Here is a 26997-nt window from a genome sequence, read left to right as displayed (position 1 = left end):
CAGCGGGGCACTGCCCGCAACGGTCTGGCGATCATCCATAATCTGCGCCGGGCGCCGCTGGGTCTTCCGCTTCTGCGCGATGGCGGGTCATCCCCCATCCGGGGCTGATCTGCCCCGCGATTGTTTGGGGATCTGCGGGCACCGCGCCGAGGGCTCCCCCGGCGCGGCTTTGGTCTGGGCTTAGTTCGGCAGGGTGTAGGCGATGATGGAATCGCCCGCCTTGGTCCCGGTGGAACCATGGCCCCCGGCCACCACCACCAGATATTGCTTGCCGTCACGGCCAAGATAGGTCGAGGGCGTTGCCTGCCCGCCCGCGGGCAGACGCGCGCGCCAGATCTCATCGCCGGTGGCCAGATCATAACCCCGGACGTAATAATCCAGCGTCCCCGAGAGGAAGGCGACGCCGCCGCCGGTGATGATCGGCCCGCCGATGCCCGGCACGCCCATGCGGAAGCCCAGCGGCAGCGGCGACAGATCGCGGGTGGTGCCGTTCACATGCTGGTAGATCTTCTGGCCCGTGGTCAGATCAACGCCCGCCACATAGCCCCAGGGCGGCTGCTGACAGGGCAGTCCCAGTGGCGAGGTGAAGGGCCCCATTTTCGAGGCGTAATCCGCGCCGAAATTCTCGTTGAACACCGGCTCATCGGCCCCGGTCACCGTGCGCGACATCGTGTCGGGCCGTTTCACCAATTGCGAGGTGAAGGCCAGATAGACGGGCATCGCAAACATCACCTGACGTTCGGGATCCACCGCGACCGAGCCCCAGTTGAAGGCCCCGAAATTGCCCGGATAGATGATCGAGCCCTTTTCGGTCGGGGGCGTGAAACGGCCCTGATAGTCCAGCTGGTGGAACCTGATGCGGCACATCATCTGGTCGATCGGCGTCGCCCCCCACATGTCGCTTTCGGTCAGCGGCTCGGGTTTGAATGAGATGGTCGAGACCGGCTGCGTCGGTGACGCGAAATCGCCCGCGACGGTGCCTTGCGGCGCGGGTTCCTCGGTCACCGGCAGGACCGGCGTGCCGGTGCGGCGGTCGAGCACAAAGACCTCGCCCTGTTTGGTGGCCTGCACCAGCGCCGGGATGGTCTCGCCCTTGATGGTCAGGTCGATCAGCGCGGGTTGGGCGGGAACGTCCATGTCCCACAGGTCATGGTGGACGGTCTGGAAGACCCAGGCCACCTTGCCGGTATCGGCCTCCAGCGCCAGCACGGAAGAGGAGTATTTCTCCACCTCGGCGCTGCGGTTCGCGCCATATTGGTCGGGCGACTCGTTGCCCATCGGCACATAGATCAGCCGAAGTTCGGGGTCATAGGAGGAGACGCTCCAGCTGTTCGGGGCGTTTTCCGAATAGGTCTCGCCATTGGCAATCGGTGCGGTGGCGGTGGGGTTCTTCGAGTCAAAGTTCCAGACCAGTTCGCCGGTATTGACGTCAAAGGCACGGATCACACCGGAGGGCGAGGTGGTCGCGGCATTGTCGTTGACGGTGCCGCCCACGACGATCAGGTGATCGGTCACCACCGGGGGCGAGGTGGAATAGGCCGAACCCGGCGTGACATTGGGCATATTGGCCCAGAGGTTGACGGTGCCATTGTCGCCGCCAAAGCCAGGGCAGATGGTGCCCGAGGCGGCGCTGATCGCGATCAGACGTCCGTCCGAGGTGGGCACGAACAGCCGTTTCTCGCAGCCGGGCAGCGGGGTGGCCGCGGCGGTGGCGGCTTTGCGGTCCACCTCCGGGTTCGGATCGCCTTCTTTCGCGGCGCCGGTGACGATGTTTTGCGGCACGCCCGCCGATTGGGTGGTGACCTCGGCGGCGCTGGCGGCCAGTCGGTCAGCCTCGGTCTCGCTGCCTGCCAAAGCTGCAGGGGCGGGGGCTGCCGGGGTGCTTGCCGTGGTTTGCGGTGCCTTGGTGCCATCGAAATAGGTGACACCGCGGCAGGTCATGTGCTGCGTGGTCTGCAAGGCAGGCTCTTTCAGCATCGGATCAAACCGCCATTTCTCGGCCCCGGTGACCGGGTCAAGGGCAATGACGGTGGAGAAGGGGGTGCAGATGTACATCGTGTCGTCAAACACCAGCGGCGTCACCTCATAGGTGGTTTCGCCGGGGTCTTTGGCGCCACGGATCTGCCCGGTCTTGTAGGTCCAGGCGACCTGCAGGTTGCCCACATTCTCCGGGGTGATCTCGGTCAGGGGCGAATAGCGGCGGCCATAGGTGGTGCGGCCATAGGCCTGCCAGTCGCCATCGGGCACGCCCGCGGTTTTCAGCTCGGCCTTGGGGACTGCGCCGGTCCCGGCGATACGCCCCGGCATGTCATGGGGATCCTGCGTGGCAGCATAGAGCGCGACGCCGCCGGATACGACAATGGCGGCGCCGAGAACCCCGGCGCCCGCCCGGTAACGCCGGTCCGGCAGCGGCTGCGCCTTCAGGCGATAATAGAGGACGGGCAGCAGCAAAACACCCAACAGCACCGGCACGGCACCCCGCGGGGCCAGCGCCCACCAATCGGCGCCGGATTCCCACAGCGCCCAGAGCAGCGTGCCGAGCAATGTCAGCCCGTAGAGGGCAAAGGCGAAGGGGGCCCCGGTGAACACCAGCACACCGCTCACCAATGTGGCCGCGCCGCCGATCAGGTAGAACCAAGACCCGCCAAGGGCTGCCAGCCATATTCCGCCGACGCACATCGCCGCCCCCAAAGCCACCAATAAGGCAGCTATAATTCCTTGGTAGATCCGCATTAATCGTCCTCCGACAGGCTTGCCCCGACCTGCGTCAAGGCAACGCAGAGGGCCTATTAATTATGCGGCTGGCTTTCGGTGCAGGCGGATGGGGCGGGACGTCTCTTCCGACGGCTGCAGACCAGAATACTGTGGTCTGCCGTGCGGCGGTTTTCGGTGCGACACCTCGTGCCATATGCCTCTGGCCAACCCTATGTGGCGTGAAGCTGGGACGGTCGCAGATGCGGCCGGAAGGGAAATTGCCTCCGCTTGTTCACGATTTTGAACGCCCTGCCTCCCAAAGACCAAGCGGCGGCGCGGGCGGATCCCGGCGTCTGTGCCCGGACGCTGGCGGGCAGGTGCGTTCCTCTCTGCAACGCGCAAGGCTCGGGCGTGGTTCCCCGATCTCGCACCTTTGAGGTGAAATCGGATGGTTTTTCCGGTGACGGCGGGCCGCAGGCGCGCGGCAGGAGCGGGAGGAGCCGCCCGTGCCGGGATTGGCGCCCGGACCTTGGCCCTTGGCGGAACGGGCCGCCGGGCCTAGGTTGTGGTGGACAGCGCAGGACCTGCGCTTCTGGCAGGGGCGGACGATGCGGAGGCCGGAACGGCGCGCTGCGATACGGCGCCGTAATGCTGCGGGCGGCTGAGCACCAGAGCGCCCCGCCATCACAAACAGGAGGACCCCGATGATCCTGCGCAGCGCTGACTTTGCCACCCTCTGTCCCGCCGAGGGGCGCGGGAGGCCTGTCGAGACCTTGCGCCTGTCGCAGGCAGGCGGGCTGACGCAGATCGGGATCTATCTGCAACGGCTCTGGCCCGGGGCTGACACGGGTGCGGCGCATTGGCATTCTGCCGAGGACGAGTTCCTCTATGTGACCGAGGGCATGGTCACGATCAGCGACGACGACGGGCTGCATGATCTGGGGCCGGGGGATGCCGCCGTCTGGCGGGCGGGGGTGGCCAATGCGCATCAGGTGCGCAACCGCTCTGCGGCCCCGTGCGGCTATATCATCGCCGGTACGCGCATAGCGCGCGACATCTGCACCTATCCCGCAAGCGGGCACCGGCAGATCAATGCCGAAACGACATGGGAGGTTCTCGATGCCGACGGCAGGCGTCTCCGGGGCGGTGATCTGCCCGCTGAGCTGTTGAATCTGCGCGCCGACTGGACGCGGCGACCCGCGCCCGGCGCGCGCTTGCAGCGCATCGTGCGGCAGGCTGCGGCCGGAGGTGCGGCCAGAGATGCGGCGGGGGCGTCCGCAGGTGGCAGGGTGCTCATGCAGGATTACACCGGGGAAGGCGGCGTGGCGCAGTTCAGCGCCGTCACCCAGACTCTGCTGCCCGCGCCGCACCCCTCGCCGCGCCTGCCGGTAGCACCGCCGGGGGCGGGGGATGCGTTCCTCATGGTGCTTGAGGGCGCGCTGACGGTGCGAGAGGGCGCGGAGCCGTTCCTTCTGCAGGCCGGTGATGTTGCCTGCTGGGCCGAGGGGGACGCCCGCGACCCCCATATCGCCACTGATGCCGACGTGGCCTGTCGCGCTTTGGTGATCCGCATGCACCGGCCCGAGACCGCATAGCGGGTGACATTCCACGGCTGACAGGCAAAGGGATCCAGCGCGGTATCCTGGCCTGATGCGCCTCTAATGATCTGAAAAAAAAATGCAAGCTCGCTTGCGCCTGTGCCGGGGGCGTCGTCGCGGTGTCGCAGCGGGCGCGGGTCAACGGATTTCAGAATTTGGTATACCAAATATTGAAATCCGTTTCGAATCGGCTATAGTCATCCTTGCGCTGCGGGGAGCGGCGCGAGGGAGGACTACATGAAAATGACAGTGATTTCGGCGCTGATGGCGTCGGCATGTGCCCTTGGGGGCGCGGTTCAGGCACAGGACTTTCCGGCCGGCACGATTGAGGTTGTGACGCATTCCGGGGCCGGGGGCGGGACCGACACCACCGCGCGGATGATGGCCCGCGCCGTCGCGCCGGTTCTGGGGGTGGATATGGTGATCGTGTCCAAGCAGGGCGGTTCGGGGGCGGTCTCGATGGATTACGTCCAAAGCCGTCCGGCGGATGGGCAGACGCTTCTGACCTGGACCACCGGCCACGCGGTCACCCAGGCCAAGGGTGGCGCCGAGGCGGCGGAGGGCTGGATCCCGATTGCGCGCGGCACCAATGATCCGCAGGTCCTGATGGTCAAATGCGGGCGTTTTGACAGCGCCGAGGCGTTCATTGCCGCGCAAAAAGACGCAGCCCTGAGCTATGGCGTCACCCATGTGGCGGATATCGACGATGTGTCGGCCTTCATGTTTGCCAAGGCCGCAGGCGTGCAGACGCCGCAGATCATCCCCTTCGACGGCGGCGGCGACCTGCTGACCAATCTGGTGGGCGGCAATGTCGATGTGGGCGTTTTGAACTATGGCGAGGCTGCCGCGCAGATCAAGGCGGGCGAGATTTGTCCCGCCGTGGTGATGGGGATTGACCGTCTGGCGACCGCGCCCGACACGCCGACCACCAAGGATCTGGGGATCGACGCCGATTTCGCCACCGTGCGCGGCTTTGCGGTGCGGGAGGGCACGCCCGATGCCACCGTGGCCGCGCTGCAGGCGGCGCTGCTCCAGGGGTTGGGCAGCCCGGATTACATCGCCTTTCTCAAGACGCAGGGACTTGAGGAAAACTCGGTGGCCGAACCGGAGGCCTGGGGGACGCAGATGAACACCAGCGTCCGCCAGATGCGCGCGGCGCTCGTTGAGCTCGGGTACATCAGCGGCTGATCCGTCAGCGCTGTCGGGGCGGCCGGAACGCGCCGCCCCATCCCCCTTTCCGATTGGTTCAGAAGGTCTGTCTCATGCCTGTGCCTCGTCTGCGCGCCCTTGCGCCGTTGGTGGTAGCCAGCGCGATCGCCCTGTTCGCGATTGGCTGGTCGTTCACCTTCAAGGAAGTGCCGCCCTTCCTGATCCGCGGCTTTCAGCCTGCCGCTTTTCCACGCTTCGTTGCCGGTCTGATCCTGATCCTGGCATTGCTCGCCTGTCTCGAACTGGCACGTCAGGCCGACCGGCCGGCGGCACAGACCGAGGCGCCGCTGGTGCCCGCCTTCTGGCGCACCCTCCTGATGCTGGCGATTTTCGCCGCGGTTCTGGCGCTGGGCGACTTTCTGGTCGCGATGATGATCGGCACCGCGGGGATTGCCGCCATGTGGGGCGAGCGGCGCCCCGTGGTGCTGGCCCTGCTGGGGGTGGTGGCGCCGGTGCTGGTGATCCTGCTCTTCGATCAGCTGTTTCAGGTCCGCTTTCCGCGCGGCTTCCTGCTGACCTTTTATTACGGGTGATACATGACTGATATGTTGTCCGGTCTGGCCGCCCTCGGCGACCCGCATCTTCTGGGGCTGATTGTGCTGACCACGCTTGTCGGCACGGTGATCGGGGTTCTGCCCGGTCTGAATGCCACCACCGGGGCGGCGCTCTTGCTGCCCTTCACGCTGACCATGAGCCCGATTGATGCCACCGTGGTTCTGGCCACGATCTACGGCGCGGCGACCTTTGCCGGATCAATCACCGCCATTTTGATCAACACGCCCGGCACCTCTGCTTCGGCCACGACCTGCCTTGACGGCTATCCGCTGGCGCGTGACGGACAGGCCGGGCGGGCCTTGGGGGTGGCAACGCTGGCCTCGACCATCGGCGGGGTGATCTCGATCATCTTCCTGTTTGCGGCGGCACCGCTGATGGCGACGCTGGCCTATGACTTTGGCCCGCCCGAATATTTCGCGCTGACATTGTTCGGCCTGTCGATGCTGGCCACGATCGGCGGCGGCTCGGCGATCAAGAATCTGATGGCGGGGGCCTTTGGCGTCCTGTTGTCCACCGTTGGCGTTGACCTGCTGACCGGGGTGGAGCGGTTCACCTTTGACAGCAACACGCTCTCAGAGGGCGTGGGATTTGTGCCGGTGATGATCGGGATCTTCGGCATTGCCGAGCTTCTGGGGCAATCCACGCAACTTGATCTGGTGCGCAATCTGGTCGCGATGAAAGCCGCCAAACTGCCCTCGCGCGCGGATTTCCGGCGCATCCGGACGACCATTCTGCGCTCCACCGGCATCGGTACGTTCATCGGCGTGCTGCCCGCCGAGGGCGCGACCATTGCCTCAATGATCTCGTATAATGAGGCGCGGCGCTGGTCGAAGAACCGCGACAATTTCGGCAAGGGCGAGATTGAGGGCATTGCCGCCTCCGAAGCGGCCAATAACGCGGCCATCGGCGGCTCGCTGGTGCCGACATTGGCGCTGGGAATCCCGGGAAGCCCGACCGCCGCGATCATTCTGGCCGGTCTTCTGACCCAGGGCATCCAGCCGGGGCCGACGCTCTTTGCCGAGCAGGGGGAGTTTCTGGGGGTGATCTTTGCCGCCCTGCTGGTCGCCAACCTGCTGTTCCTGGTGGTCGGCTTGGGCGGGGCACCGATCTTTGCCCGCATCACCCTGATCCCGATGAAGGTCCTCTGGCCGCTGGTGTTCCTGTTCTCGATCGTCGGCGCCTATGCGATCCGCCAATCGGTCAGCGACATCTACATCGCCCTGACCTTTGGCGTGGTTGGTTTTGCGATGAACCGCACCGGCTTTTCCGTCGTCTCCCTCGCCATCGGCCTCGTGCTGGGGGTGATGGTCGAGCAGCGGCTGGGCCAGTCCATCGCCATGTTCCGCGGCGATTGGTGGCTGATCTTCTCGCGCCCCATCGCGCTGGTTTTCTTTGCCCTGACGCTGGCGGCGCTGTTCGGCCCCCTCGTCAAACGCCTGATCATGAACAGAAAGGTTCTCTCGTGACCAAGATCAAATCCGTCCGCACCCGTGTCTGGAACTGGACCGGGCCGACCGTGCCGCCGACCGGCAATTTTTGCACCAACGCTTCGGATGCGCTCTATGACAAGGGCGATGCGATGGGCAGCTTTCGCTTTCATCAGTGGATGACCTGCGAGGTTGAGGCCGAGGATGGCACCATCGGCATAGGCAATGCGGCGCTGGCCCCGCGCCTGACCAAAGCCGCGATTGACCAGTATTTCGCGCCGATGATCATTGGCGAAGATCCGTTCGACTATGCCTATCTGTGGGAAAAGATGTACCGCCGCACCCATGCCTGGGGCCGCAAGGGCGTGGGCATGACCGCGATTTCCGCGGTGGACATCGCCATCTGGGATCTGATGGGCAAACTGGTGAACAAGCCGGTGTTCAAGCTTTTGGGCGGCCGCCTGAAAGAGAAGATCCCGGTCTATTACTCCAAGCTTTATTCCGGCGCGATCGAGGCGATGCAGGCCGAGGCGCAGACCGCCGTTGACGCGGGCCACAGCGCTTTCAAGATGCGGTTTGGCTGGGGACCAAAGGACGGCATGGCCGGGATGCGCGAGAATCTCAAACGTGTCGAGGCGGTGCGGGAAGTGGTGGGCTATGACCGAGATCTGATGCTGGAATGCTATATGGGCTGGAACCTCGATTACACCCGCCGCATGTTGCCCAAACTGGAGAAATACGAGCCCCGCTGGCTGGAAGAGCCGGTGATTGCCGATGACATGCATGGCTATGCCGAGCTGAACCGCGGCCCGATCCCGATCTCGGGCGGCGAGCATGAATTTTCGCTCTTGGGGTTCCGCCAATTGCTGGACATGAAGGCGGTCAGCGTCATCCAATATGACACCAACCGCGTGGGCGGCATCACCGCGGCACAAAAAATCAATGCGCTGGCCGAGGCCTATCAGGTGCCGGTGATCCCGCATGCGGGGCAGATGCACAATTACCACCTGTCGATGGCCAATGTGAATTGCCCGATTTCAGAGTACTTCCCGATGTTTGATGTCGAGGTCGGCAATGAGCTGTTCTATTACATCTTTGAGGGGGACCCGGAGGCGACGGATGGCTTCTTGCAGCTCTCGGAAGAGACGCCGGGCCTGGGGTTGACGATCTCGGATCGCTACCTGCAACATTTCGCCATTGAGGAATAAGTCATGCCGACGCAATTGACCGGTGCCTGGCCCGTCGCCCCCACGCCGTTTCACGCCGACGGCACGCTTGACCTTGAGGGCATGAAGCGGGTTCTGGACTGCATCATCGACCAGGGGGCGGATGGCATCTGCATTCTGGCGAATTTCTCCGAGCAGTTCCTGATCTCGGACGCCGAGCGCGAAACGCTGACGCGGCTGTGCCTGACGCATGTGGCCGGGCGCATCCCGGTCATTGTCACCATCTCGCATTACGCGACGCCGATTGCGGTCGCGCGGGCGCAACTGGCCAAGGATCTGGGGGCGGTGGCGGTGATGATGATGCCGCCCTACCATGGCGCGTTGATGAAGGGCACCGCCGCGCAGACCTATGAGCAATGTGCCCGCGTGGGTGCCGTCGGCATCCCGATCATGATCCAGGACGCGCCTTTGTCGGGGGTGGATCTGCCGGTGCCATTGCTGGTCAAAATGGCACAAGAGATTGAGATGGTGCAGCATTTCAAGATCGAATGCCCCGGTGCCGCAACCAAGCTGCGTGCGCTGATCGCCGAGGGGGGCGCTGCCATCGTCTCGCCGCTCGATGGGGAAGAGGGGATCACCATGCTGGCCGATCTTGATGCGGGTGCCAGCGGCACCATGTGTTCCGCGATGGTCACCGAGCATATCCGCGCCTGCGTTCTTGCGCATCGGGGCGGGGACCATGCCGCCGCAGTGGCGCATTATGCCGGGCTCTTGCCGGCGGTGAACCATGAAAACCGGCAATGCGGCTTTCGGGCGGCGAAAGCGGCGATGGTCGAGGGCAAGGTTTTTGCCTCGGAGTTTTGCCGCCATCCGGTGCCGCCGCTGTCGCCGCAAACCCGAGACGAGCTGCTGGCATTGCTGCGCCCTCTCGACCCGATTTCGATGCGGTGGGGCCACTAGGGGCCAAGGACGAAAGGATCTGACATGATCGAGCCCGCAAGAAGTGAAACACGTCTGGCCGAACTGGCGCCCATTGGCGCGCGGCGGTCGCTGGCCGAAGAGGCGGCGGACCGGCTGCGCGATTTTATCCTGTTGGAAAAGCTCGCCCCCGGCGAGGCGATCCGCGAACGCGAGCTGGCAGAGGCTTTGGCCATTTCCCGCACGCCTTTGCGCGAAGCCATGCGGCTTCTGGAGGTCGAGGGGCTGATCGAATACAGCCAGACCCGGCGTCCCTGCGTTGCCGATCCCGATCTGGAAACGCTGGAGCAGAACCTGACAGTGCTCGGCGCGCTTGAGGGGTTGGCGGGTGAACTGGCCTGCCGCCATGCCAGCACGCAAGAGATCGCCGAGATCGGGGCCATCTGCGCGATGATGGCGGAACGCTCTGATCTGGACGATCCGCTGACCTTCTTTCGGCGCGACATGGCGTTTCACGAAGCCATCGTGCGGGCCTCGAACAACCGGCCGCTGGCCGACACCCAGCGGCAATATAATGCGCGGCTCTGGCGGGCCCGCTTCATCTCATCGCGCTCGAAACCCGACCGGCCGCGCACCCTGCGCGAGCATGAGCTCGTCTATGACGCCCTGAAGCAGCGCGACCCCGTCGCCTGTTCGGCGGCCTTGCGCACCCATCTTGCCACCACGGTCAAAAACGTCGCCAAGACGCAGGCCGAACGCTCCGCGAAGGAATAGTCGATGAAACCTCGTATCGGTATGATCCCCGGTGACCCCAGCGGCATCGGTCCTGAACTCACGGCCCGCTTGCTGACCTCGGAGGGGGTGCTGGATGCAGCGGATATCCTGCTGATCGGTGACCGGGTGGTGCTGGAACAGGGCATGGCGCAGGCCGGGTGTCCCTATGCGCTGACGCCTGCGCCGCAGGAGGGCGCGTGGTCGGGGCTGGTCTGGCACGAGACCCGGACCATCGCCCCCGAAGACATCCGGGTGGCCACCGAGACCGAGGCCTCCGGCGCTTCGGTGCTGGCCACGCTGAACACGGCGCTTGATCTGCTCAAGGCGGGCACGATTGAGGGGCTGGTCTTTGCGCCGTTCAACAAGGCGGCGATGCATCTGGCGGGCCTCGCGCATCCTGACGAGCTGCACCATATGGGCGCCTATCTGGGCGCAACCGAATATCTGTCGGAACTGAACACGCTGGACGGGATGTGGACCAGCCGCGTCACCAGCCATATCGCCTTGCGCGATGTGGCCGATGCGATCACCGAAGAGCGTCTGGTGGAGGCGATCCAGCTGGCCGAGAATACCCTGCGCCGCTCGGGCGTGGCGCGGCCGAGGATTGCGGTGGCGGCGCTCAATCCGCATGCCGGGGATGGTGGCAATTTCGGCACCGAAGAGATTGATGTGATCCGCCCCACGGTGGAAAAGCTGGCCGCCGGGCAGATGTCGATTTCCGGGCCCTGGCCCTCGGACACTGTCTTCTTGAAAGTGGCCGCGAAAGAGATTGATGCCGTGGTGACCATGTATCACGATCAGGGGCAGATCGCGCTCAAACTCATGGGGTTTTCGCGCGGCGTGACGGTGCAGGGCGGCATTCCCTATCCGGTGACCACCCCGGCGCATGGCACCGCTTTTGACATTGCGGGTCAGGGGCGCGCGGATGTCGGGGCGACGCGGGCGGCCTTTGACATCGCCTGTGACATGGTCCGCAACTGGTCCTGACCGGGGGCGCGGCAGAGAGAGGCCCCTGAGGCGCAGAGGCGGGACTGCCCCCGCATGAAAAGCATCTGATTGCCGGGTTCGGGGTCGGGCCTGGGTTCGGGTCGCCGCAAGCCAGCGTTTTGCCCCGGCTGCGGCACAGGGTCCGGCCCTGCCCGGGCGCGCCGCGCCCGGATCCGGGCGAATTGCGGCGGCGCTGCGCGGGGCGTGCCTCGCCACGCGGATCCGGCACCTTCTTGCGCTTCCAAAACCGCCCCTGATCGCTGGCGGCAGGCGAGGGGGATGGCGCGCCTGTTTCGCTTAACCTGCCGTAAACCTTTATTTGAAATAGACATTTCGAATTAGGAAAACTTTAGCCACTCATAGGTATCTCTGGCTGCACGGGTCTTGGCAGGTTTTGCTGGCCATTCTGCAGGTGGTACTGATTTTGATGAGTTCAGCCTTTTCCTACGCGGTGCGCGGTGCCCTGACGATTGCCGAGGTCACCGCCCAAGCCGCAGAGTTTCAGGATCTTCTGTCCCGAAATACCGCGCTGGTTCTGCGCACCGCCGATCTGACCCGTTGTGATCTGAGCGGCCTGCAACTGCTGGTGGCCACGCTGCATCAGGCCCGGCTGCTCAAGATTGACCTGCACATCGAAAGCCCTCCCGGATCTGTCCTGCACGCGATGCTGGATCAGCATGGTCTGCTGGCCGGACCGCAGCCAACCGCCGTTTTGACCGACGACCACTGGGTCGGCCTCTCCTCTCCGCAATAAGGAAATCCCCAATGACGAAAACGATTCTGGCCGTGGATGATTCCCCCTCGGTCCGGCAGATGGTGCGCTTGACCCTGACCGGGGCGGGCTACCGCGTGATTGAGGCGGTAGATGGCGAGGATGCGCTGCTCAAAGCCAGCGAGGGGCCGGTGGATGCGATCCTGACCGACCAGAACATGCCGCGTCTGGACGGCATCGGCTTTATCCGCCGCTATCGCGAGACGCGGGCGGCGCTGGGCGTGCCGATCGTGTTTTTGTCGACGGAATCCCACGCCGAACTGAAGGCGCAGGCCAAGGCGGCGGGTGCCACCGGCTGGATGGTGAAGCCCTTTGATCAGGCGCAGCTTCTGGCCGTGGTGCGCAAAATGGTCGGCGCATGAGTGCGGTGGATGAAAGTACGGATCTGTTTCGGCAAGAGGCGGCCGAACTGGTCGCGGCGCTGGAACGGGGTCTGTTGGACCTCGAGCAGGCCCCGCAGAGTGCCGAGCTGATCAACGCGATCTTCCGCGACATGCACACGGTCAAAGGCTCGGGCGCGATGTTCGGCTTTACCGATCTGGCGCGTTTCGTGCATGATTTCGAGACCGCCTTTGACCGCCTGCGTCAGGGCGAGGTGCAGGCAACCCCGGCGCTGATTGCCGTGGCGTTGCGCGCCTGCGACCAGATCACCGCGCTGATCGCGGATCCGGTTTCGGCGCGGGCGGCCAGCGATGGCCTTCTGGCAGAACTGGCGGCGGCGCTGGGGCAAAAGTCGGCGACGGCTGAGCCGGTCGTGGAAGGGCTGCATCTGCGGTTCTACCTGCCGGTGGATTGCATGCGGCTGGGCTGCAACCCATTGCTTCTGCTGGAGGAGTTGCGCGCGCTCGATCAGGGTGTGGGCGAGGTGCCGGTCCGTTCGCTGGTCGACCGCGTGCCGCCGCTGCCGCAGCTGGACCCGCAAGATTGCTGGATGGGCTGGGAGGTCACCCTGCGCGGCGCGGTTTCCGAAGCGGCGGTGGATGAGGTTTTCCTGTTCCTGCGCGACGATATGGAGCTGACCGTTACACCGCTGGCCCGGCAAATGGATGCGCAAGCGCAAGATGCCGTCGTGACGCGGCAACCTGACCCGGCCGACGACCCGGAGGCTTCGGTGGCCGCGTCCGGCACGGCGGCGGCGGGGAACACGATCCGCGTGCCGACCGAGCGGCTGGACGAGCTGATGGACCGGGTGGGCGAATTGGTGATCGCCGAGGCGCGGCTGTCCTCGCTGGCCTACAGCCGCCGCGATCCGGCGCTTCTGGCGGTGGCCGAAGATATTCAGCGGCTGGCGGCGGGGATGCGCGACACCACGATGTCGATCCGCATGGTGCCCATCGGCTCGATCTTCGGGCGCTTCCGCCGCCTGATGCGCGATCTGTCGGAGACGCTGGGCAAGCCGCTGAATTTCGTGACCACGGGGGCCGAGACGGAACTCGACAAGACCGTGATCGAGATGCTCGCCGATCCTTTGGTGCATATCCTGCGCAATTCCATCGACCACGGGCTGGAAACCATGGAGGCCCGCAGAACCGCCGGGAAACCCGAGGCGGGGACGATCGAGCTCTCGGCGACCTATTCCGGGGCCGAGGTGCTGATCAGCGTGCGCGATGATGGCCGCGGCCTGAATGCCGAGCGGATCCGGGCGCGGGCGATTGAGGGGGGCCTGATCGCCGCCGATGCGCAACTGCCCGAAAGTGATCTGCTGCGCCTGATCTTTGAGCCCGGCTTTTCCACCGCCAAGACGGTGACCGAGCTTTCGGGGCGCGGTGTCGGCATGGATGTGGTCAAACGCACGATCAGCGGTCTGCGCGGGCAGATCGAGCTTAGCTCGGAGCCCGGGCATGGCACCACGGTCACCCTGCGCCTGCCGCTGACGCTGGCGATCATTGACGGGCTGTTGATCGAGGTGGGGGGCGAGCATTACTCGCTGCCGCTGGCGGCGATTGAGGAATGCGTCGAACTGCCGGAGCAACATGCGGTGGCGGGCAGCTCTGCCAGCCTGCTGAACATCCGCGGCGCGATGGTGCCCTTTGTCCGTCTGCGTGACCTCTTTGAGACGCCGGGCGCGGCGCCGGAGTTCCAGAAGGTGGTGATCGTCTCTTCGGGCGGGGCGCGCGTCGGGCTCGTTGTCGACCGCATCGTCTCGAACAGCCAGACGGTGATCAAGCAGCTCAGCCAGCTGCACGCACATCTGAAATGCTTTTCCGGCGCGACCATTCTGGGAGATGGGAGCGTGGCGCTCATCCTCGATGTCTCGCAACTGGTGGATTATGGCCGCGCGCGCGAAGAGCGGGCCCGGCATGCGGGATCGGTCTTTGGCCGCCCAGAAAGGGCCGTGGCATGAACGTGGTAACCCTCAGACTGGGCGGCGAGATGATGGCGCTGCCCGCCGAATGTTTGCGCGAAATCCTAGAGCCGGTGCCGGTGACGCGGGTGCCGCAGGCGGGGCCCTTTGCGCCCGGCCTGATCAATGTGCGTGGCGCGGTGGTGCCGTTGGCCGATCTGCGGGTGGCACTAGGCATGCAGCCCGAACCCGCCACCGAAGACACGCGGATGCTGGTTCTGGACGTGCCGCTGGCCAGCGGGACCGGCACGGTGGCGATCCTCGCCGATAAAGTCCTCGATGTGACCGAAATGGACATGTCGAAACTCGATGCCATCCCCGGTGTCGGGGTGCGCTGGCCGCCGGAATTCCTGCTCGGCATTGGCAAATGGCATGGCGAATTCGTCGCCTTGCCCGACCTTGAAAAGATTTTCATGTCCGGTGCCGCGCAAGGCGCAGCCGCGACGGCACTCGAAGAAGGAAACTGAGCCATGCGGCTGACGATCAAACTGAAACTTGTGGTCACTTTTGCCCTGCTGATTCTGATGTCGGCGGGCAGCCAGTTCATTGCCATCAACAACCTTGGGGCCCTGAACACGGAGGTCAACGCGCTGGCGGATGGCGATGCCGTAAGGGTGAACCTGTCGCAAGAAATTGCAGGCATGCAGTTGCGGGTGCAGCGCGATGTGCGCGAAGCCTTGTTGCTGAACAACATCGATGACCGCCGAACCGTCGAAGCGCGGATTGAAACCGATCGCGCCAAGGTGACCGAATTGGTCACCGCGCTGAAGGCCATTGCGACCGAAGCGGGGCAGGCGGATCTGGCGACCTACGAACGCCAAACCTCTGAGCTGCGGGCCATCAACGAACGGGTGATATCACTGAGCAGCACGGGGCAGTTGCCGCGTGCCGTCGAGCTGTTGCAAAGCGAAGGCCGGGCCAAATGGCTGGAAGTTGAAGCGACGCTGAACAGCATCGTCAGCCGCAACACTGACAGCATGGCGAAAGCCGCCGTGGAAACTGACGTGATCTACGCCAATGCCCGCACGCTGTTGATCTCTCTGGTGATTGGTGCGTCGGTTCTGGGCGCCATCGCGGCGGCCTGGATCATCTTGTCGATTGCCCGCGGCCTGAAGCGCGCCATTTCCCTCTCGCGCACTGTCGCCTCGGGCGATCTGACCGAAACCGCGCAGCTCAGCGGCAATGATGAGGTCACCGATCTTCTGCGCGACCTGAATGGCATGGTCGAGAAACTGCGCGAGGTGGTGGGTGATGTCGCCAGCGCCGCCCGCAACGTAGCCTCCGGGTCGGAAGAAATGTCGGCCACCTCCGAGCAGCTGAGCCAGGGCGCGGCGGAGCAAGCCAGCTCGACCGAAGAGGCCTCGGCCTCGATGGAGCAGATGGCGGCGAACATCCGTCAAAGCGCCGAGAATGCCGCACAGACCGAAAAGATGGCCCGCAAATCGGCCACCGATGCCCGCGAAAGCGGTCAGGCCGTGGCGCGTGCGGTGGAGGCGATGCAGACCATTGCCGAGAAGATCATGGTGGTGCAGGAAATCGCCCGCCAGACCGACCTTCTCGCGCTGAATGCCGCCGTGGAAGCGGCCCGCGCCGGGGAACATGGCCGTGGCTTTGCCGTGGTCGCCTCGGAAGTGCGCAAGCTGGCGGAGCGCAGCCAGTCCGCGGCGGGCGAAATCTCGGCGCTGTCGGGCAACACGGTGCGCGCCGCACAGGCCGCGGGCACGATGCTTGATGGTCTGGTGCCCGATATCGAGCGCACCTCGCAACTCGTGGCCGAAATCTCGAACGCGAGCCAGGAGCAGGCGACCGGCGCGGCGCAGGTCAATATGGCGATTCAGCAGCTGGACAAGGTGACGCAGGAGAACACCTCGGCCTCCGAGGAAATGTCCTCGACTGCGGAAGAGCTGGCCAGCCAGGCCGAGCAATTGCAGGCGGCGATCGGCTTTTTCCGCGTCAGCGCCAGCGGTCAAGGCGTGGCCCGCAGCGCCAGCCCGAAACCGGCGGCCCGCAAGAAACCCGCGAAATCGGGTCCGCGCGGCGGCGGGTTTGACTTCAACATCGCCGAGGCGGAAGACGAGCTGGACATGCAGTTCTTCCGCTCCGCCCGTGGGGGCAAGGACCGCGCAGCATGACCGAGCGTCTGGGGCAGGTGGTGACATTGGCGATCGGCGAAGATCTCTTCGCCGTCCCGGTCACCCGCGTGATGGAAATCCTGGACCAGCGGCGGATTGCACGTCTGCCGCAGGCCCCCCGGCATCTCCTCGGCGTCATCGACGTGCGCGGTGATGGCGTGGCGGTGGTCGATCTGCGGGCGCTGCTGGGCTGCGAGGTGATCGATGACATCGATAGTTCGCGGATTCTGGTTCTCTGGGTGCAGACGCCCGAGCGCCGGGCGGTGATCGGCCTGCGGGCCGACCGGGTGATCGAAGTGACCATGCTGGATGACGGGGTGATTGCCCCCCTGGCCGAGGCGAAGATGCTGAACTGGGATGAGCGTCTCGTGGCCGGGATCGGCCGCCGCAACGGCGATTTTGTCACCGTGCTCGATCTGGACCGGATGTTTGACGGTGCGACGCTGGCGCAGGCCGACGGCATGGGCCGGGCCGCCGGTTTGCCGCAAAAGTCGGTCGCATGACCGCCGCGCAGCCCTTCGCCGTTCCCCCCTTTGACCGGGAGGAGCGGGGCACCCCGGCGCCTGCCTTGGGCCGGGAAGAGCGGGGCGCGCGCGCCGATGCCCGCGCGCTCTATGGTCGCTTTGCCGATCTGGTGCGCACTGAAATCGGGGTCAAACTGCCGCCGACCAAACAGCTGATGGTGGAAAGCCGCCTGCGCCGCCGGATGATCAACCTCGGCTATGCGACGGTTCAGGACTATTTTCAGCATCTTTTTGCCGAAGGCGGGCTGGAGGCCGAGCGGGACGTGATCTTTGACGCGGTCACCACCAACAAGACCGATTTCTTTCGGGAAATCAGTCATTTTGAGATTCTGGCCAAGACCGTTCTGCCCGCCGCCCATCAGCGGCACCGCACCACCGGCGGCATGACGAAGATCTGGAGTGCGGCGGCCTCGACCGGGGCCGAGGCCTATACGATGGCCATGGTCAGCCAGCTCTTTGCAGAGGCGACCCCGGGCTTTGGCTGGGGTGTCTTAGGTACTGATATCAATACGGAAGTTTTGCGTCAGGCCCGCACTGCCGTGTACAGCACCGAGACCGTGGCCCCGGTCCCGCCCGCCCTGCGCGAGCAGTTTTTGATGCGCGGTGAGGGGCAACAGGCGGGCAGCTGGCGCATCGTGCCGGAACTGCGGCGGCGCACGCAGTTTCAACGTCTCAATCTGATGGAAACCAATTACCCGATAGACCGGGATCTCGACGTGATTTTTCTGCGCAACGTGCTGATCTATTTCGGCCCCGAGGACCAGGCAAAGGTGATTGGGGCGATGGCGGATCATCTGGTGCGCGGTGGGCACTTTTTTGTCGGCCATTCGGAATCGATGGTCGTGCGCGATGCGCGTTTCACCCAGATCGCCCCGGCGGTCTTTGTCAGGAGTTGACGATGCCCGCTGCCCGTGTTGCGACCTGTGCAACAACCCCCTCTGGCGCCGCCTCAGGCAGCGCGCCGCTCCGGGTGATGATCGTGGACGATTCCGCCTCGATCCGCGCGGCCTTTTCCTCGATCATCTCTGAGGATCCGGGGCTGGAGCTGCTGGCCGCCGTGCCCGATGCTTTCGCCGCCGTTGAGCGGATGCGCGATGAGCTGCCCGATGTGATGCTTCTGGATCTCGAACTGCCGCGGATGGATGGGCTGACCTTTCTGCGCAAGATCATGGCGCAGCGGCCCTTGCCGGTCGTCGTCTGTTCCAGCCATACCGGCAGCGGCTCGGATGCCAGCATCCGCGCGCTGGAATATGGCGCGGCCGAGGTCCTGGCCAAGCCGCGGCTCGACAGTATCCCCGCCCGCCGCGAGGCCGCGATGCGCATCGGTGATGCCATCCGCGCCGCCGCGCAATCCAGACGGATGCGCGCGGGCGCCCGCGGCCCCGCCAGCATGGCGCCGGGCGAAAAACTGACCGCCGATGCGATCTTGCCCGCCACCACGCCGCGCCGGCTGCCGCATGCGCAGCCCGTCGTTGCCATCGGCGCCTCGACCGGTGGCACCGAGGCGCTGCGCGAGGTGTTGCAGGCGCTGCCCGCCGATGCGCCGGGGATCGTCGTGGTGCAGCACATGCCGGAGAATTTCACCCGCGCCTTTGCCAACCGGCTCGACACGCTCTGCGCGATCACCGTGCGCGAGGCGGTGGATGGCGAAGCCGTGCGCCAGGGTCTGGCGCTGATCGCGCCGGGCAATCACCATCTGCTCTTGCGCCGCTCGGGGCAGGGCTACCGCGTGTCGGTGGTGGAGGGGCCCTGTGTCAGCCGCCACCGCCCCTCGGTCGATGTTCTGTTCCGCGCCACGGCACAGGCGGCGGCGGGCAATGCGCTGGGGATCATTCTGACCGGCATGGGCGATGATGGCGCGCGCTGCATGGCCGAGATGAAAGCCGCCGGGGCGCAGACCCTCGCGCAGGATGAGGCCAGCTGTGTGGTCTATGGCATGCCGCGCGAAGCGGTGGATCATGGCGGCGTCGACCGGTCGGTGCCGCTGACACGCATGGCGGCGGAAATCATGGCCTTTGCGGAACAACATGCCCAGAATCGGAGCTGAAGCCTATGAATAACCCGCTTCACCGCACGCAATTTGCCGCGCCCGGGGTCTGGGCCGCGCCGCAATCGGGCGGACCGGACCTGCGCGCGCTGTCGCAGCAGTTGCAGAATGTGCATGGCCGCACCGAACTGGTGTTTCTGAGCGCGGGGCGTGATCTGGTCAACCTGACGGCGCAGTTCGATTGCATCGAAGAGCCCTTGCTGGATTTTGGCAATCTGGTTGATGCGGGGCAAATCAGCACCCTGGCGCAGAATGTCGGTACGCTGGATCTGGCGATGTCCGAGCTGACCACAGCGCTGACCACGGGGATCACCTGGGTCGGCGAGCTGGGCACCACCGCGCATCAGCTGCAGGCCGAGGTCGGTGACATGGCGCGCATCGTGCGCACGATGACCATCGTTGCGCTGAACGCCCGGGTGACGGTCGCGGCCCTGACCGGGCGGCATTCCGGGCTGGAGGTCTTTACCAAAAGCGCCTCGGAGCTGGTGGCGAAAGCGGCCAATATCCTGTGGGAGATGCAGGAGGCCGTCGTTGACATGGTGGCGACGGCGGATCAGGCGCGCGGCGTGGGCGAGGTTTTGCACCGCATGCTGGATCAGTCCCTGCCGCCGGTGGTGCAGGGGCTGGGCGGCGATCTGATCGAGATGCAGTCGGTCACCCAGAACATGCACCGCGAGGGCCGCGATCTGTCGGGCGCGTCGCAAAAGCTGCGCGCAACCTTGTCGGCGGCGGCGGCCGGATTGCAGATCGGCGACACCACCCGGCAGCGTCTGGAGCATATTCTCGAGATCGTGTCGCGCAGCATGACCGGGACCTCTGGTGCGGTGCAAACGGTTCTGCTGATGCTGGTCAGCGATCAGCTGGAGGATTGCCGCGCCGATCATGCGCAGGGTCTGGCGCAGATCGGGGGCAGTCTGGCGCAGGCGCGGGGGCAGATCGCGGGATTTCTGGGCCGCGACAGCAGCCTGAGCGAGGCGGTGCGGGCCTGCAAACGCGAAAATGGTCTGTTGAGCAAGATCCGCGATCTGCAGCACAGCACGGAAGAATGCCGCCGCGCGCGGCTGCGTCTGGCCGGGCAGGCTGCCGAATTGTCGCAAGGTCTGGCGCATTTGTCGGGCGTGGTTGCGGGCATGCGCACGGTTGAGGAACAGATGCGGATGATCGGCATCAACGCGGTGATTTCCTGCGCCAATCTGGGCACCGAGGGCCATGCGCTCAAGGAAATTTCGGTGCAGCTGCGCGAGCTGGCCGGGGCGATCTCGGGGCGTTTTGACAAGATCTATGCCAGCCTCAAGCGGATGGATCTGGCCGCAGGCAGCGCCACCGCGCAACTGGCCGAAGCGGCGCAGACGCCGTTTGACCGGCTCGAGGCAACGGCGGCGCAGATGGTCGAGGATCTGCATCATGTGCAGCGGGTGATGGCGCGTCTGGCCGAGGCCTTTGGCAGCATCGCGACGGTTGAGAACGCCCGGCAGTGGGATATCACCACCGGCGCGCTGGCCGATCATGCCGCGCAGGTTGATCAGGCGGCGCTGCTTTTGGCCGAGGTGGTGGATGCCGCAGTGCCCTGCACGCCCGAGCATCTTGCCGCCGGGCTGCGGGAGCTGCAAAAGGTTCAGTCGCTTTATACGATGGCGGCGGAGCGGCGGTGTCACAGTGATTTTCTGGCACGGCTGGGGCTTGCGGCCCCGGAGCCTGCGCCGGCTGCCGCAGCACCGACTGCCGCTGCGGGCGATGCCTCTGTGGATGATGTCTTCTTCTGATCGCACCGCGCGCACCTGCGGGGGGAATAGACCCCGGGCGGGCGGCGTTTGCCCTGTCCGATCCGCGATCTGCCCCGCGGACGGCGGTGAAGCCTTGCCGCCTCGGGGGTGACGGGGACCGGGCAGCCGCATGCGACGGGGTTTCTGCCCCCGGCACCGGGGCGGTTCTTGCGCGAATGCCGGGGCCCGGTGCCGGGCGGGCAGGGCATCACGGACGGTGCGCTGGTTCTGCGGCACGTGACCCCGTCACGGCACCCACGCGCCCGGGGGCTCAAGGGCCGTATCATGATGACCGGGGCGGATGGAGCGGCGTTTCATGCGCATGTCATCCGCCTTCGCAAGCCGGGCGTCGCCTGGCGAATGCCCCCGGGATGACCTGACCCGCCATCTCGACGCCCCCCGGTGTTGCCCCGCGCCCGGCTGCCGGGAAATTCTGCCGCGCGGGGGGGGGCTGGTTGCTGCGGGACTCCGGGTTGATAACCATATGAAATATTAAGAAAATAATCTGCGCAGTGGGAGCGCTGAGGGCAATGACGGCCCCTTCGCAGGCTTTTGCCTTCAGATGTACAGGCGATTGGTTTTTCCGGCTCTCAGTCCGCGCGCGCCACGGCCTGTTTGCCGCCGATCCACACGGCTGCGACAGCGCGGTCATCGCCCATCATGATCGTCGGGAAAATCGCCTCCCAGATGTCTTCGGCGCGGGCGGCGCGCTGGGCGATCACCGGGGTCGAGGCGAGATCGATCACCACGATATCCGCCTCCATCCCCGGCGCCAGATTGCCGATCCTGTCCGCAACCCGCAGCGCCTGCGCCGAGCCTTGCGTCGCCAGCCACCACAATTGCGCCGGATGCAGCGCGGCGCCGTTCAGCTGCCCCAGCTCATAGGCCGCCGCCATTGTCCGCAGCATCGAAAAGGAGGAACCGCCGCCGGTGTCCGTGGCCAATCCCACCACCTGACCCGCCGCCTTCAGCCCCGCCATGTCGAAAATGCCCGAGCCGATGAAGGTGTTCGAGGTGGGGCAATGAACCAGTGCCGCGCCGACTTCCCGCAACCGGTCCTTTTCGCGCGGCTCCAGATGGATCGCATGGCCGTAAACGCCGTTCGTGCCCAGAAGGCCGTGCATCTCATAGGTGTCGAGATAATCCCGCGCTGCCGGGTAGAGCCCCTTGACCCAAGCAATTTCATCCGTCTGCTCGCTCAGATGCGTCTGCATGAGACAAGACGGGTTCTCGGCCCAAAGCGCGCCCAGAGCCGAGAGCTGTTCGGGCGTCGAGGTGGGCGAGAAGCGCGGTGTGATCACATAAGACAGCCGGTCCACCCCATGCCATTTTGTCAGGAGCGCGCGGCTTTCGTCATAGGCGGTTTGCGCGGTGTCGCGCAGCCCGTCGGGGGCGTTGCGGTCCATGCAGGTGCGGCCCGCAAAGGCGCGGAGGCCCCGGCGCTGCGCCTCGCCGAAGAACGCATCGACCGAGGCGGGGTGGATCGTGGCATAGGAGCACATCGAGGTGGTGCCATGCGCCAGCGCCAAATCGAAATAGCGCCCGGCAATCTCGGCCGCATAGGCCGGATCGGCAAAACGGGTTTCCTCGGGGAATGTATAGCTGTTCAGCCAGTCGATCAGCCGCTTGCCCCAGCTGGCGATGATCGCGGTCTGCGGGAAATGCACATGCGCATCAACAAAGCCCGCCGAAATCAGCGCCTGACCATAATCATGCACACGGGCCTCTGGATGCGCCGCGCGCAGGTCATCGGCCGCGCCCGTCGCGCGGATCTTGCCGCCCTCGACCAGCACGCCGCCCCGCGTCATATGCCGCGCCGCGCCGGTCCCTTCCACGAAAGGATCGCCGTGATACGCGAGGACTTGCCCGATCAATAGCTCTGCCATGACATCTCCTGTGGTTGTGCCTATGCTAGCGCCGCGTCGCAGCAAGGTAAATCGCCCCGGCCTCTGTTCCCTGACGACACCCTGCGATAAGGTGCGCGCAAAGAGACGGGAGTCAGCATGGCGGAACTCAGGGCGGAAGACCGGGCAGAAGAGACCGATCGCGAGGAAGTGGATTACGGCCTGGATGCCGATCTGGTCGATCAGCTTCTTCAGGCGGTCGAAGCCGGGGATCGCGCGCGCCTTGATGAACTGTTCGCGCCGCTGCACGCCGCCGATATTGCAGACGTTCTGGAGCAGATCAACAGCCACGAGCGCCGCGCGCTGATCGCGATCTGGGGTGACCAGATCGACGGCGAGATCCTGACCGAGATTGACGAATCGATCCGCGAAGAGGTGATCGAGGCGCTGCCCGCCAAAGTGCTGGCCGATGCGGTCCGCGAGCTGGATTCGGATGACGTCGTCAACCTGATCGAGGATCTGGAAGAGCCGCAGCAAGAGGCCATTCTGGACGCGCTGGAAGACAGCGACCGGGCGGCGGTCGAGCAATCGCTGGCCTATCCGGAATATTCCGCCGGCCGTCTGATGCAGCGCGAGGTGGTGACCGCGCCGGAACATTGGACCGTGGGGGAAACCATTGATTTCCTGCGCAACGAAGACTGGCTGCCCGATCAGTTCTACCATGTGATCCTCATTGATCCGCGCTGGCATCCGATCGGCTATGTCACTTTGGGCAAACTTCTGTCCGCGCGCCGCGACGTGCCCCTCAAGGATATTGTCGAGGACAGTTTCCGCACAGTCTCGGTGTTTCAGGAAGAGGGCGATGTGGCCTATGCCTTCAACCAATATCACCTGATCTCCGCCCCGGTGGTGGATGGCGATGAGCGGCTGGTGGGCGTGATCACCATCGACGACGCCATGGCCGTGCTGGATGAAGAGCACGAGGAAGACATCCTGCGTCTGGCCGGGGTGGGCGAGGAAAGCTCGCTCTCGGACGGGGTCTTGGAAACCGTGCGGCAACGCGCGCCCTGGCTTTTCGTGAACCTGATCACCGCCAATCTGGCGGCCTGGGTGATCTCGTGGTTCTCGGGCACGATTGAACATATCGTGGCGCTGGCGGCGCTGATGCCCATCGTTGCCTCGATGGGCGGCAATGCGGGCACGCAATCGCTGGCGGTGGCGGTGCGGGCGCTGGCGACCAAAAGCCTGACCGAAAGCAACGCGGGGCGGGTTGTGCTGCGCGAGGGGCTGGTGGGCCTGATCAACGGTCTGGGTTTCGCGGTGATGATGACGATTGTGGGCTATGCCGCCTATGGCTCGTTCCTGCTGGGTCTGGTGTTGGGCATGGCGATGGTGATCAACCTGATCGTCGCGGCTTTGGGCGGGGTTCTGGTGCCGCTGACGCTGGACCGGCTGGATCTGGACCCGGCGCTGGCCTCGGGCACTTTCGTGACGACGCTGACCGATGTGGTGGGCTTTCTCACCTTCCTCGGTCTCGCCACGGTGATCCTGCTGTGACGGCGCTGCCCGCCGCCTCCCCCGACAAAGCCGAGGCCCGCCGCGCGGCCTTCGCCGCCCGCAAAGCGGCGCATGCGGCGGGACCGGGCGCGGCGCTTGCACATCTTGAGGCGGTGCTGGTGCCTTTCGCGGGCGAGATCCTTGCCGGATACATGCCGATCCGCACGGAAATCGACCCGCTGCCCGTGATGGCGCGCCACGCGGGCCCGGTCTCTGTGCCGGTGATCCTTGGTCCGGCACAAGCACTGGCCTTTCGCGCCTGGCGCCCTGATTGCGCCATGGTGCCCGGCGATTTCGGCGCGCTGATCCCCGAAACCGGCGCCTGGCTGACCCCGCGCGTCCTGATCGTGCCGCTTCTGGCCTTTGACGCGCGCGGCTACCGTCTCGGGTACGGCGGCGGCTTTTACGACCGCACGCTTGAGGCCTTGCGGGCCAGAGGCCCGATCACCGCCATCGGCTTTGCCTATGCCGCGCAGGAAATGCCGCAGGTGCCCACCGAACCCACCGACCAACCCCTCGACCTGATCGTCACCGACCAAGGCAGCTTCGCGCCCCGCTGACCCCTTTGCCTGATCCAAAATATCCCGGGGGGCGGCCTGAGGGGACCTCAGGCCCGGGGGGCAGCGCCCCCCTCTTGCGTCTCCCCCCGCGGCACAGCCCAGACCCGGCCCCAACGCCCGGGCCCCAACACCCCGGCCCCCAACACCCGGGCCCCAACACCCGGGCCACTGCCCGATCACGCCGCTGCCTGCACTCTTGCCCTTTTGCGGCCCAAGCCCTATGGCTTTGCCCATGAAAATACTCTTTCTTGGCGATGTCATGGGCCGCGCGGGCCGCGCGGCGATCACGGAGCGGCTGCCCAGGCTGCGCACCGATTGGGGCCTCGATTTTGTCGTGGTGAATGGCGAAAACGCCTCCTCCGGCATGGGGCTCACCCCCGATCATGCCAAAGGCATATTGGCCGCGGGCGCAGATTGCGTCACGCTCGGCGACCATGCCTTTGATCAAAAAGACATGCTGCGCTTTATCGAGACCGAGCCGCGCGTGTTGCGCCCGCTGAACTTTGCCAAGGAGGCCCCGGGCAAAGGCGCGCGGGTTTATGCGGATGCGCGCGGGCGCAAGATCCTGATCACCCAGGTTCTGGGGCAGGTTTTCATGAAACGCCCCTTTGACGATCCGTTCTCGGCCATTGACGCGGTGTTGCGCAGCCATCCGCTCGGCGGCCTCGTGCAGGCCAGCTTTGTCGACATGCATTGCGAAGCCACCAGCGAGAAAATGGCGATGGGCCATTGGTGCGATGGCCGCGCCAGCATGGTCGTGGGCACCCACACCCATGTGCCGACGGGCGATGCGCAGATCCTGCCCGGGGGCACAGCCTATCTGACCGATGCGGGCATGTGCGGCGACTATAATTCGGTGATCGGCATGGACAAGGCCGAGCCGATGCGCCGTTTCATCACCGGCATGGCACGTGACCGTTTCACGCCCGCGGCGGGTGAGGCGACGCTCTCGGGCCTTTATGTCGAAACCGATGACCGCACCGGTCTGGCCAAAAAGATCGAGATGGTGCGGCAGGGCGGGCGGCTGCAACAGGCAGGCCCCGCCGCCCGCACGGATGGTGCCGCGCGCAGCGGAGCCGCGGGATGATACCGGCCGCGCCGGGTCAGGTTGCGGCGCGGCTTTTGCCGTTCGCGGTGCTGATCGGCCTGGGCGCGGCCTGGGGTCTGGCGACCCCGATGTCCAAGATCATGGTCACCGCGGGCTACCGCGATCTCGGGATCGTCTTTTGGCAAGCGGTGATTGACCTCGTGGTCCTGTTGCCGGTTCTGGCGCGCTTTGGCGGGCTGCCCCGGCACCGCGCGGCATGGCTTCTCTATCTTTTCGTGGCGCTTTTCGGCTCGGTCCTTCCGGGCGTGGCCTCAACCACGGCGGCACGGTTCCTGCCCTCGGGGGTGGTTTCGCTCTGCATTTCGCTGGTGCCGCTGTTTGCCCTGCCGCTCGCGCTGATGCTCGGCACCGACCGGGCCAGCCCGGCGCGGCTTCTGGGCCTCGTTTCCGGCCTCATCGGCGTGGCGCTGATCCTCTGGCCGGGCAGCCTGGGGGCGCAGGCGGGCGGACCGGGGCTTGGCCTCGCGGTGGGCTTGGCGCTGATCGCCCCGCTCAGCTATGCGGTGGAGGGCAATGGCGTCGCGCGTCTGGCGCAAACCCCGCTGGGGGCCAATGTTCTGGCGCCGGGCCTTTTGGGCGCGGCACAGATGGTGGCGGGCGCCTCGCTGATTTCGGCGCTGATCTCCGGCCCGCTGGCGCTGATGCGCGGCGTGTTCCTCTGGCCGCTCGATCTGCCGCAGGCGACGGGCGGCGCGGCGCTGGCACCGCTGGCCCTTGTCGGCTCGGCGCTGATCTCGCTGGCGGCCTATGTCGGCTATCTGTGGCTGATCGGCAAAGCCGGAGCGGTCTTTGCGGCGCAGGTTTCCTATCTGGTGACCGGCTTTGGCGTCTACTGGGCCATGGTGCTGTTGGGCGAACGCTTTGCCCCGGTTTTTTGGGGGGCCATGGCGGTCATATTTTGCGGCCTCATTCTTGTGCAACCGCGCAACGCTGCGGCATCCGCACCACCGAAAACCACCCTCGCGCTTGTGGCCGAACCGGGGCCGGATAATATGGGCCCAACGCATTGACGGATTCC

The 26997-nt window shown here is 65.5% G+C and carries 23 protein-coding genes; 21 read left to right on the top strand and 2 right to left on the bottom strand.

What is annotated here, in order from left to right; genetic code table 11:
* Positions 1-180: 180 nt before the first annotated feature.
* Positions 181-2733 (bottom strand): membrane-bound PQQ-dependent dehydrogenase, glucose/quinate/shikimate family, encoded by a 2553-nt coding sequence (locus tag ACEN2S_RS00605; RefSeq protein ID WP_441860997.1) that lies wholly within the window; start codon positions 2731-2733, stop codon positions 181-183.
* A 665-nt stretch (positions 2734-3398) separates the two neighbouring features.
* Here ACEN2S_RS00605 and ACEN2S_RS00600 point away from each other — a divergent pair.
* The 17 genes from ACEN2S_RS00600 to ACEN2S_RS00520 all read left to right on the top strand — a co-directional run bounded on the left by ACEN2S_RS00600 (position 3399) and on the right by ACEN2S_RS00520 (position 20910).
* Positions 3399-4289, top strand: a complete 891-nt coding sequence (locus ACEN2S_RS00600) for a cupin domain-containing protein (RefSeq protein ID WP_441860994.1) — start codon at positions 3399-3401, stop codon at positions 4287-4289.
* 240 nt (positions 4290-4529) lie between these two features.
* The gene (locus ACEN2S_RS00595; protein ID WP_441860991.1) at positions 4530-5480 is read left to right on the top strand and encodes a Bug family tripartite tricarboxylate transporter substrate binding protein; all 951 of its coding nucleotides are present in this window, start codon (positions 4530-4532) and stop codon (positions 5478-5480) included.
* A gap of 74 nt (positions 5481-5554) precedes the next feature.
* Positions 5555-6034: a tripartite tricarboxylate transporter TctB family protein gene (locus tag ACEN2S_RS00590; RefSeq protein WP_441860989.1), complete on the top strand. Its 480-nt coding sequence runs from the start codon at positions 5555-5557 to the stop codon at positions 6032-6034.
* A gap of 3 nt (positions 6035-6037) precedes the next feature.
* Positions 6038-7522, top strand: a complete 1485-nt coding sequence (locus ACEN2S_RS00585) for a tripartite tricarboxylate transporter permease (RefSeq protein WP_441860986.1) — start codon at positions 6038-6040, stop codon at positions 7520-7522.
* Complete coding sequence (locus tag ACEN2S_RS00580; protein ID WP_441860984.1) at positions 7519-8691, top strand: L-rhamnonate dehydratase; 1173 nt, start codon at positions 7519-7521, stop codon at positions 8689-8691. Before ACEN2S_RS00585 ends, ACEN2S_RS00580 begins: the two co-directional genes overlap by 4 nt.
* 3 nt (positions 8692-8694) lie before the next feature.
* Positions 8695-9609, top strand: a complete 915-nt coding sequence (locus ACEN2S_RS00575; protein ID WP_441860982.1) for a dihydrodipicolinate synthase family protein — start codon at positions 8695-8697, stop codon at positions 9607-9609.
* Positions 9610-9633: 24 nt separating this feature from the next.
* On the top strand, positions 9634-10341 hold the full coding sequence (locus ACEN2S_RS00570; RefSeq protein WP_441860979.1) for a GntR family transcriptional regulator: 708 nt from the start codon (positions 9634-9636) through the stop codon (positions 10339-10341).
* Positions 10342-10344: 3 nt separating this feature from the next.
* Positions 10345-11328 carry a 4-hydroxythreonine-4-phosphate dehydrogenase PdxA gene (locus ACEN2S_RS00565; RefSeq protein WP_441860976.1) on the top strand — a complete coding sequence of 328 codons (984 nt, stop codon included), beginning with the start codon at positions 10345-10347 and terminating at the stop codon, positions 11326-11328.
* A gap of 427 nt (positions 11329-11755) precedes the next feature.
* Complete coding sequence (locus ACEN2S_RS00560; protein ID WP_441860973.1) at positions 11756-12082, top strand: STAS domain-containing protein; 327 nt, start codon at positions 11756-11758, stop codon at positions 12080-12082.
* 11 nt (positions 12083-12093) lie between these two features.
* Positions 12094-12462, top strand: coding sequence for a response regulator (locus tag ACEN2S_RS00555; protein ID WP_441860970.1), 369 nt, complete (start codon positions 12094-12096; stop codon positions 12460-12462).
* A complete protein-coding gene (locus ACEN2S_RS00550) occupies positions 12459-14444 on the top strand; it encodes a chemotaxis protein CheA (RefSeq protein ID WP_441860967.1) in 1986 nt (661 codons plus the stop codon). The genes ACEN2S_RS00555 and ACEN2S_RS00550 overlap by 4 nt, the downstream gene beginning before the upstream one ends.
* Positions 14441-14911: a chemotaxis protein CheW gene (locus tag ACEN2S_RS00545; protein ID WP_441860965.1), complete on the top strand. Its 471-nt coding sequence runs from the start codon at positions 14441-14443 to the stop codon at positions 14909-14911. The genes ACEN2S_RS00550 and ACEN2S_RS00545 overlap by 4 nt, the downstream gene beginning before the upstream one ends.
* A 3-nt stretch (positions 14912-14914) precedes the next feature.
* On the top strand, positions 14915-16576 hold the full coding sequence (locus tag ACEN2S_RS00540; protein ID WP_441860962.1) for a methyl-accepting chemotaxis protein: 1662 nt from the start codon (positions 14915-14917) through the stop codon (positions 16574-16576).
* Positions 16573-17079 (top strand): chemotaxis protein CheW, encoded by a 507-nt coding sequence (locus tag ACEN2S_RS00535; RefSeq protein ID WP_441860959.1) that lies wholly within the window; start codon positions 16573-16575, stop codon positions 17077-17079. Before ACEN2S_RS00540 ends, ACEN2S_RS00535 begins: the two co-directional genes overlap by 4 nt.
* On the top strand, positions 17076-17996 hold the full coding sequence (locus ACEN2S_RS00530; protein WP_441860956.1) for a CheR family methyltransferase: 921 nt from the start codon (positions 17076-17078) through the stop codon (positions 17994-17996). Before ACEN2S_RS00535 ends, ACEN2S_RS00530 begins: the two co-directional genes overlap by 4 nt.
* A gap of 77 nt (positions 17997-18073) precedes the next feature.
* Positions 18074-19147: a protein-glutamate methylesterase/protein-glutamine glutaminase gene (locus ACEN2S_RS00525; protein WP_441861814.1), complete on the top strand. Its 1074-nt coding sequence runs from the start codon at positions 18074-18076 to the stop codon at positions 19145-19147.
* A gap of 5 nt (positions 19148-19152) precedes the next feature.
* Complete coding sequence (locus ACEN2S_RS00520) at positions 19153-20910, top strand: hypothetical protein (protein WP_441860953.1); 1758 nt, start codon at positions 19153-19155, stop codon at positions 20908-20910.
* A gap of 590 nt (positions 20911-21500) precedes the next feature.
* Here the strand turns inward: ACEN2S_RS00520 and guaD are convergent.
* Positions 21501-22796, bottom strand: a complete 1296-nt coding sequence (guaD, locus tag ACEN2S_RS00515; protein WP_441860950.1) for a guanine deaminase — start codon at positions 22794-22796, stop codon at positions 21501-21503.
* A 117-nt stretch (positions 22797-22913) separates the two neighbouring features.
* On the opposite strand from guaD, the gene mgtE reads away from it, so the two are divergent.
* From mgtE to ACEN2S_RS00495, 4 genes are all read left to right on the top strand, one after another.
* Positions 22914-24311, top strand: coding sequence for a magnesium transporter (gene mgtE / locus ACEN2S_RS00510; RefSeq protein ID WP_441860947.1), 1398 nt, complete (start codon positions 22914-22916; stop codon positions 24309-24311).
* Positions 24308-24871, top strand: coding sequence for a 5-formyltetrahydrofolate cyclo-ligase (locus tag ACEN2S_RS00505; RefSeq protein ID WP_441860944.1), 564 nt, complete (start codon positions 24308-24310; stop codon positions 24869-24871). The genes mgtE and ACEN2S_RS00505 overlap by 4 nt, the downstream gene beginning before the upstream one ends.
* 232 nt (positions 24872-25103) lie before the next feature.
* On the top strand, positions 25104-25958 hold the full coding sequence (locus tag ACEN2S_RS00500) for a TIGR00282 family metallophosphoesterase (protein ID WP_441860942.1): 855 nt from the start codon (positions 25104-25106) through the stop codon (positions 25956-25958).
* Complete coding sequence (locus ACEN2S_RS00495) at positions 25955-26989, top strand: DMT family transporter (RefSeq protein WP_441860941.1); 1035 nt, start codon at positions 25955-25957, stop codon at positions 26987-26989. The genes ACEN2S_RS00500 and ACEN2S_RS00495 overlap by 4 nt, the downstream gene beginning before the upstream one ends.
* Positions 26990-26997 lie beyond the last annotated feature (8 nt).

Origin of the sequence: Phaeovulum sp. W22_SRMD_FR3 (assembly GCF_052113705.1) — a bacterium.
GTDB lineage: Bacteria > Pseudomonadota > Alphaproteobacteria > Rhodobacterales > Rhodobacteraceae > JBGQOG01.
Note: the sequence above shows the minus strand (reverse complement) of the source record. Positions and strands in the feature narration are given on the sequence as shown.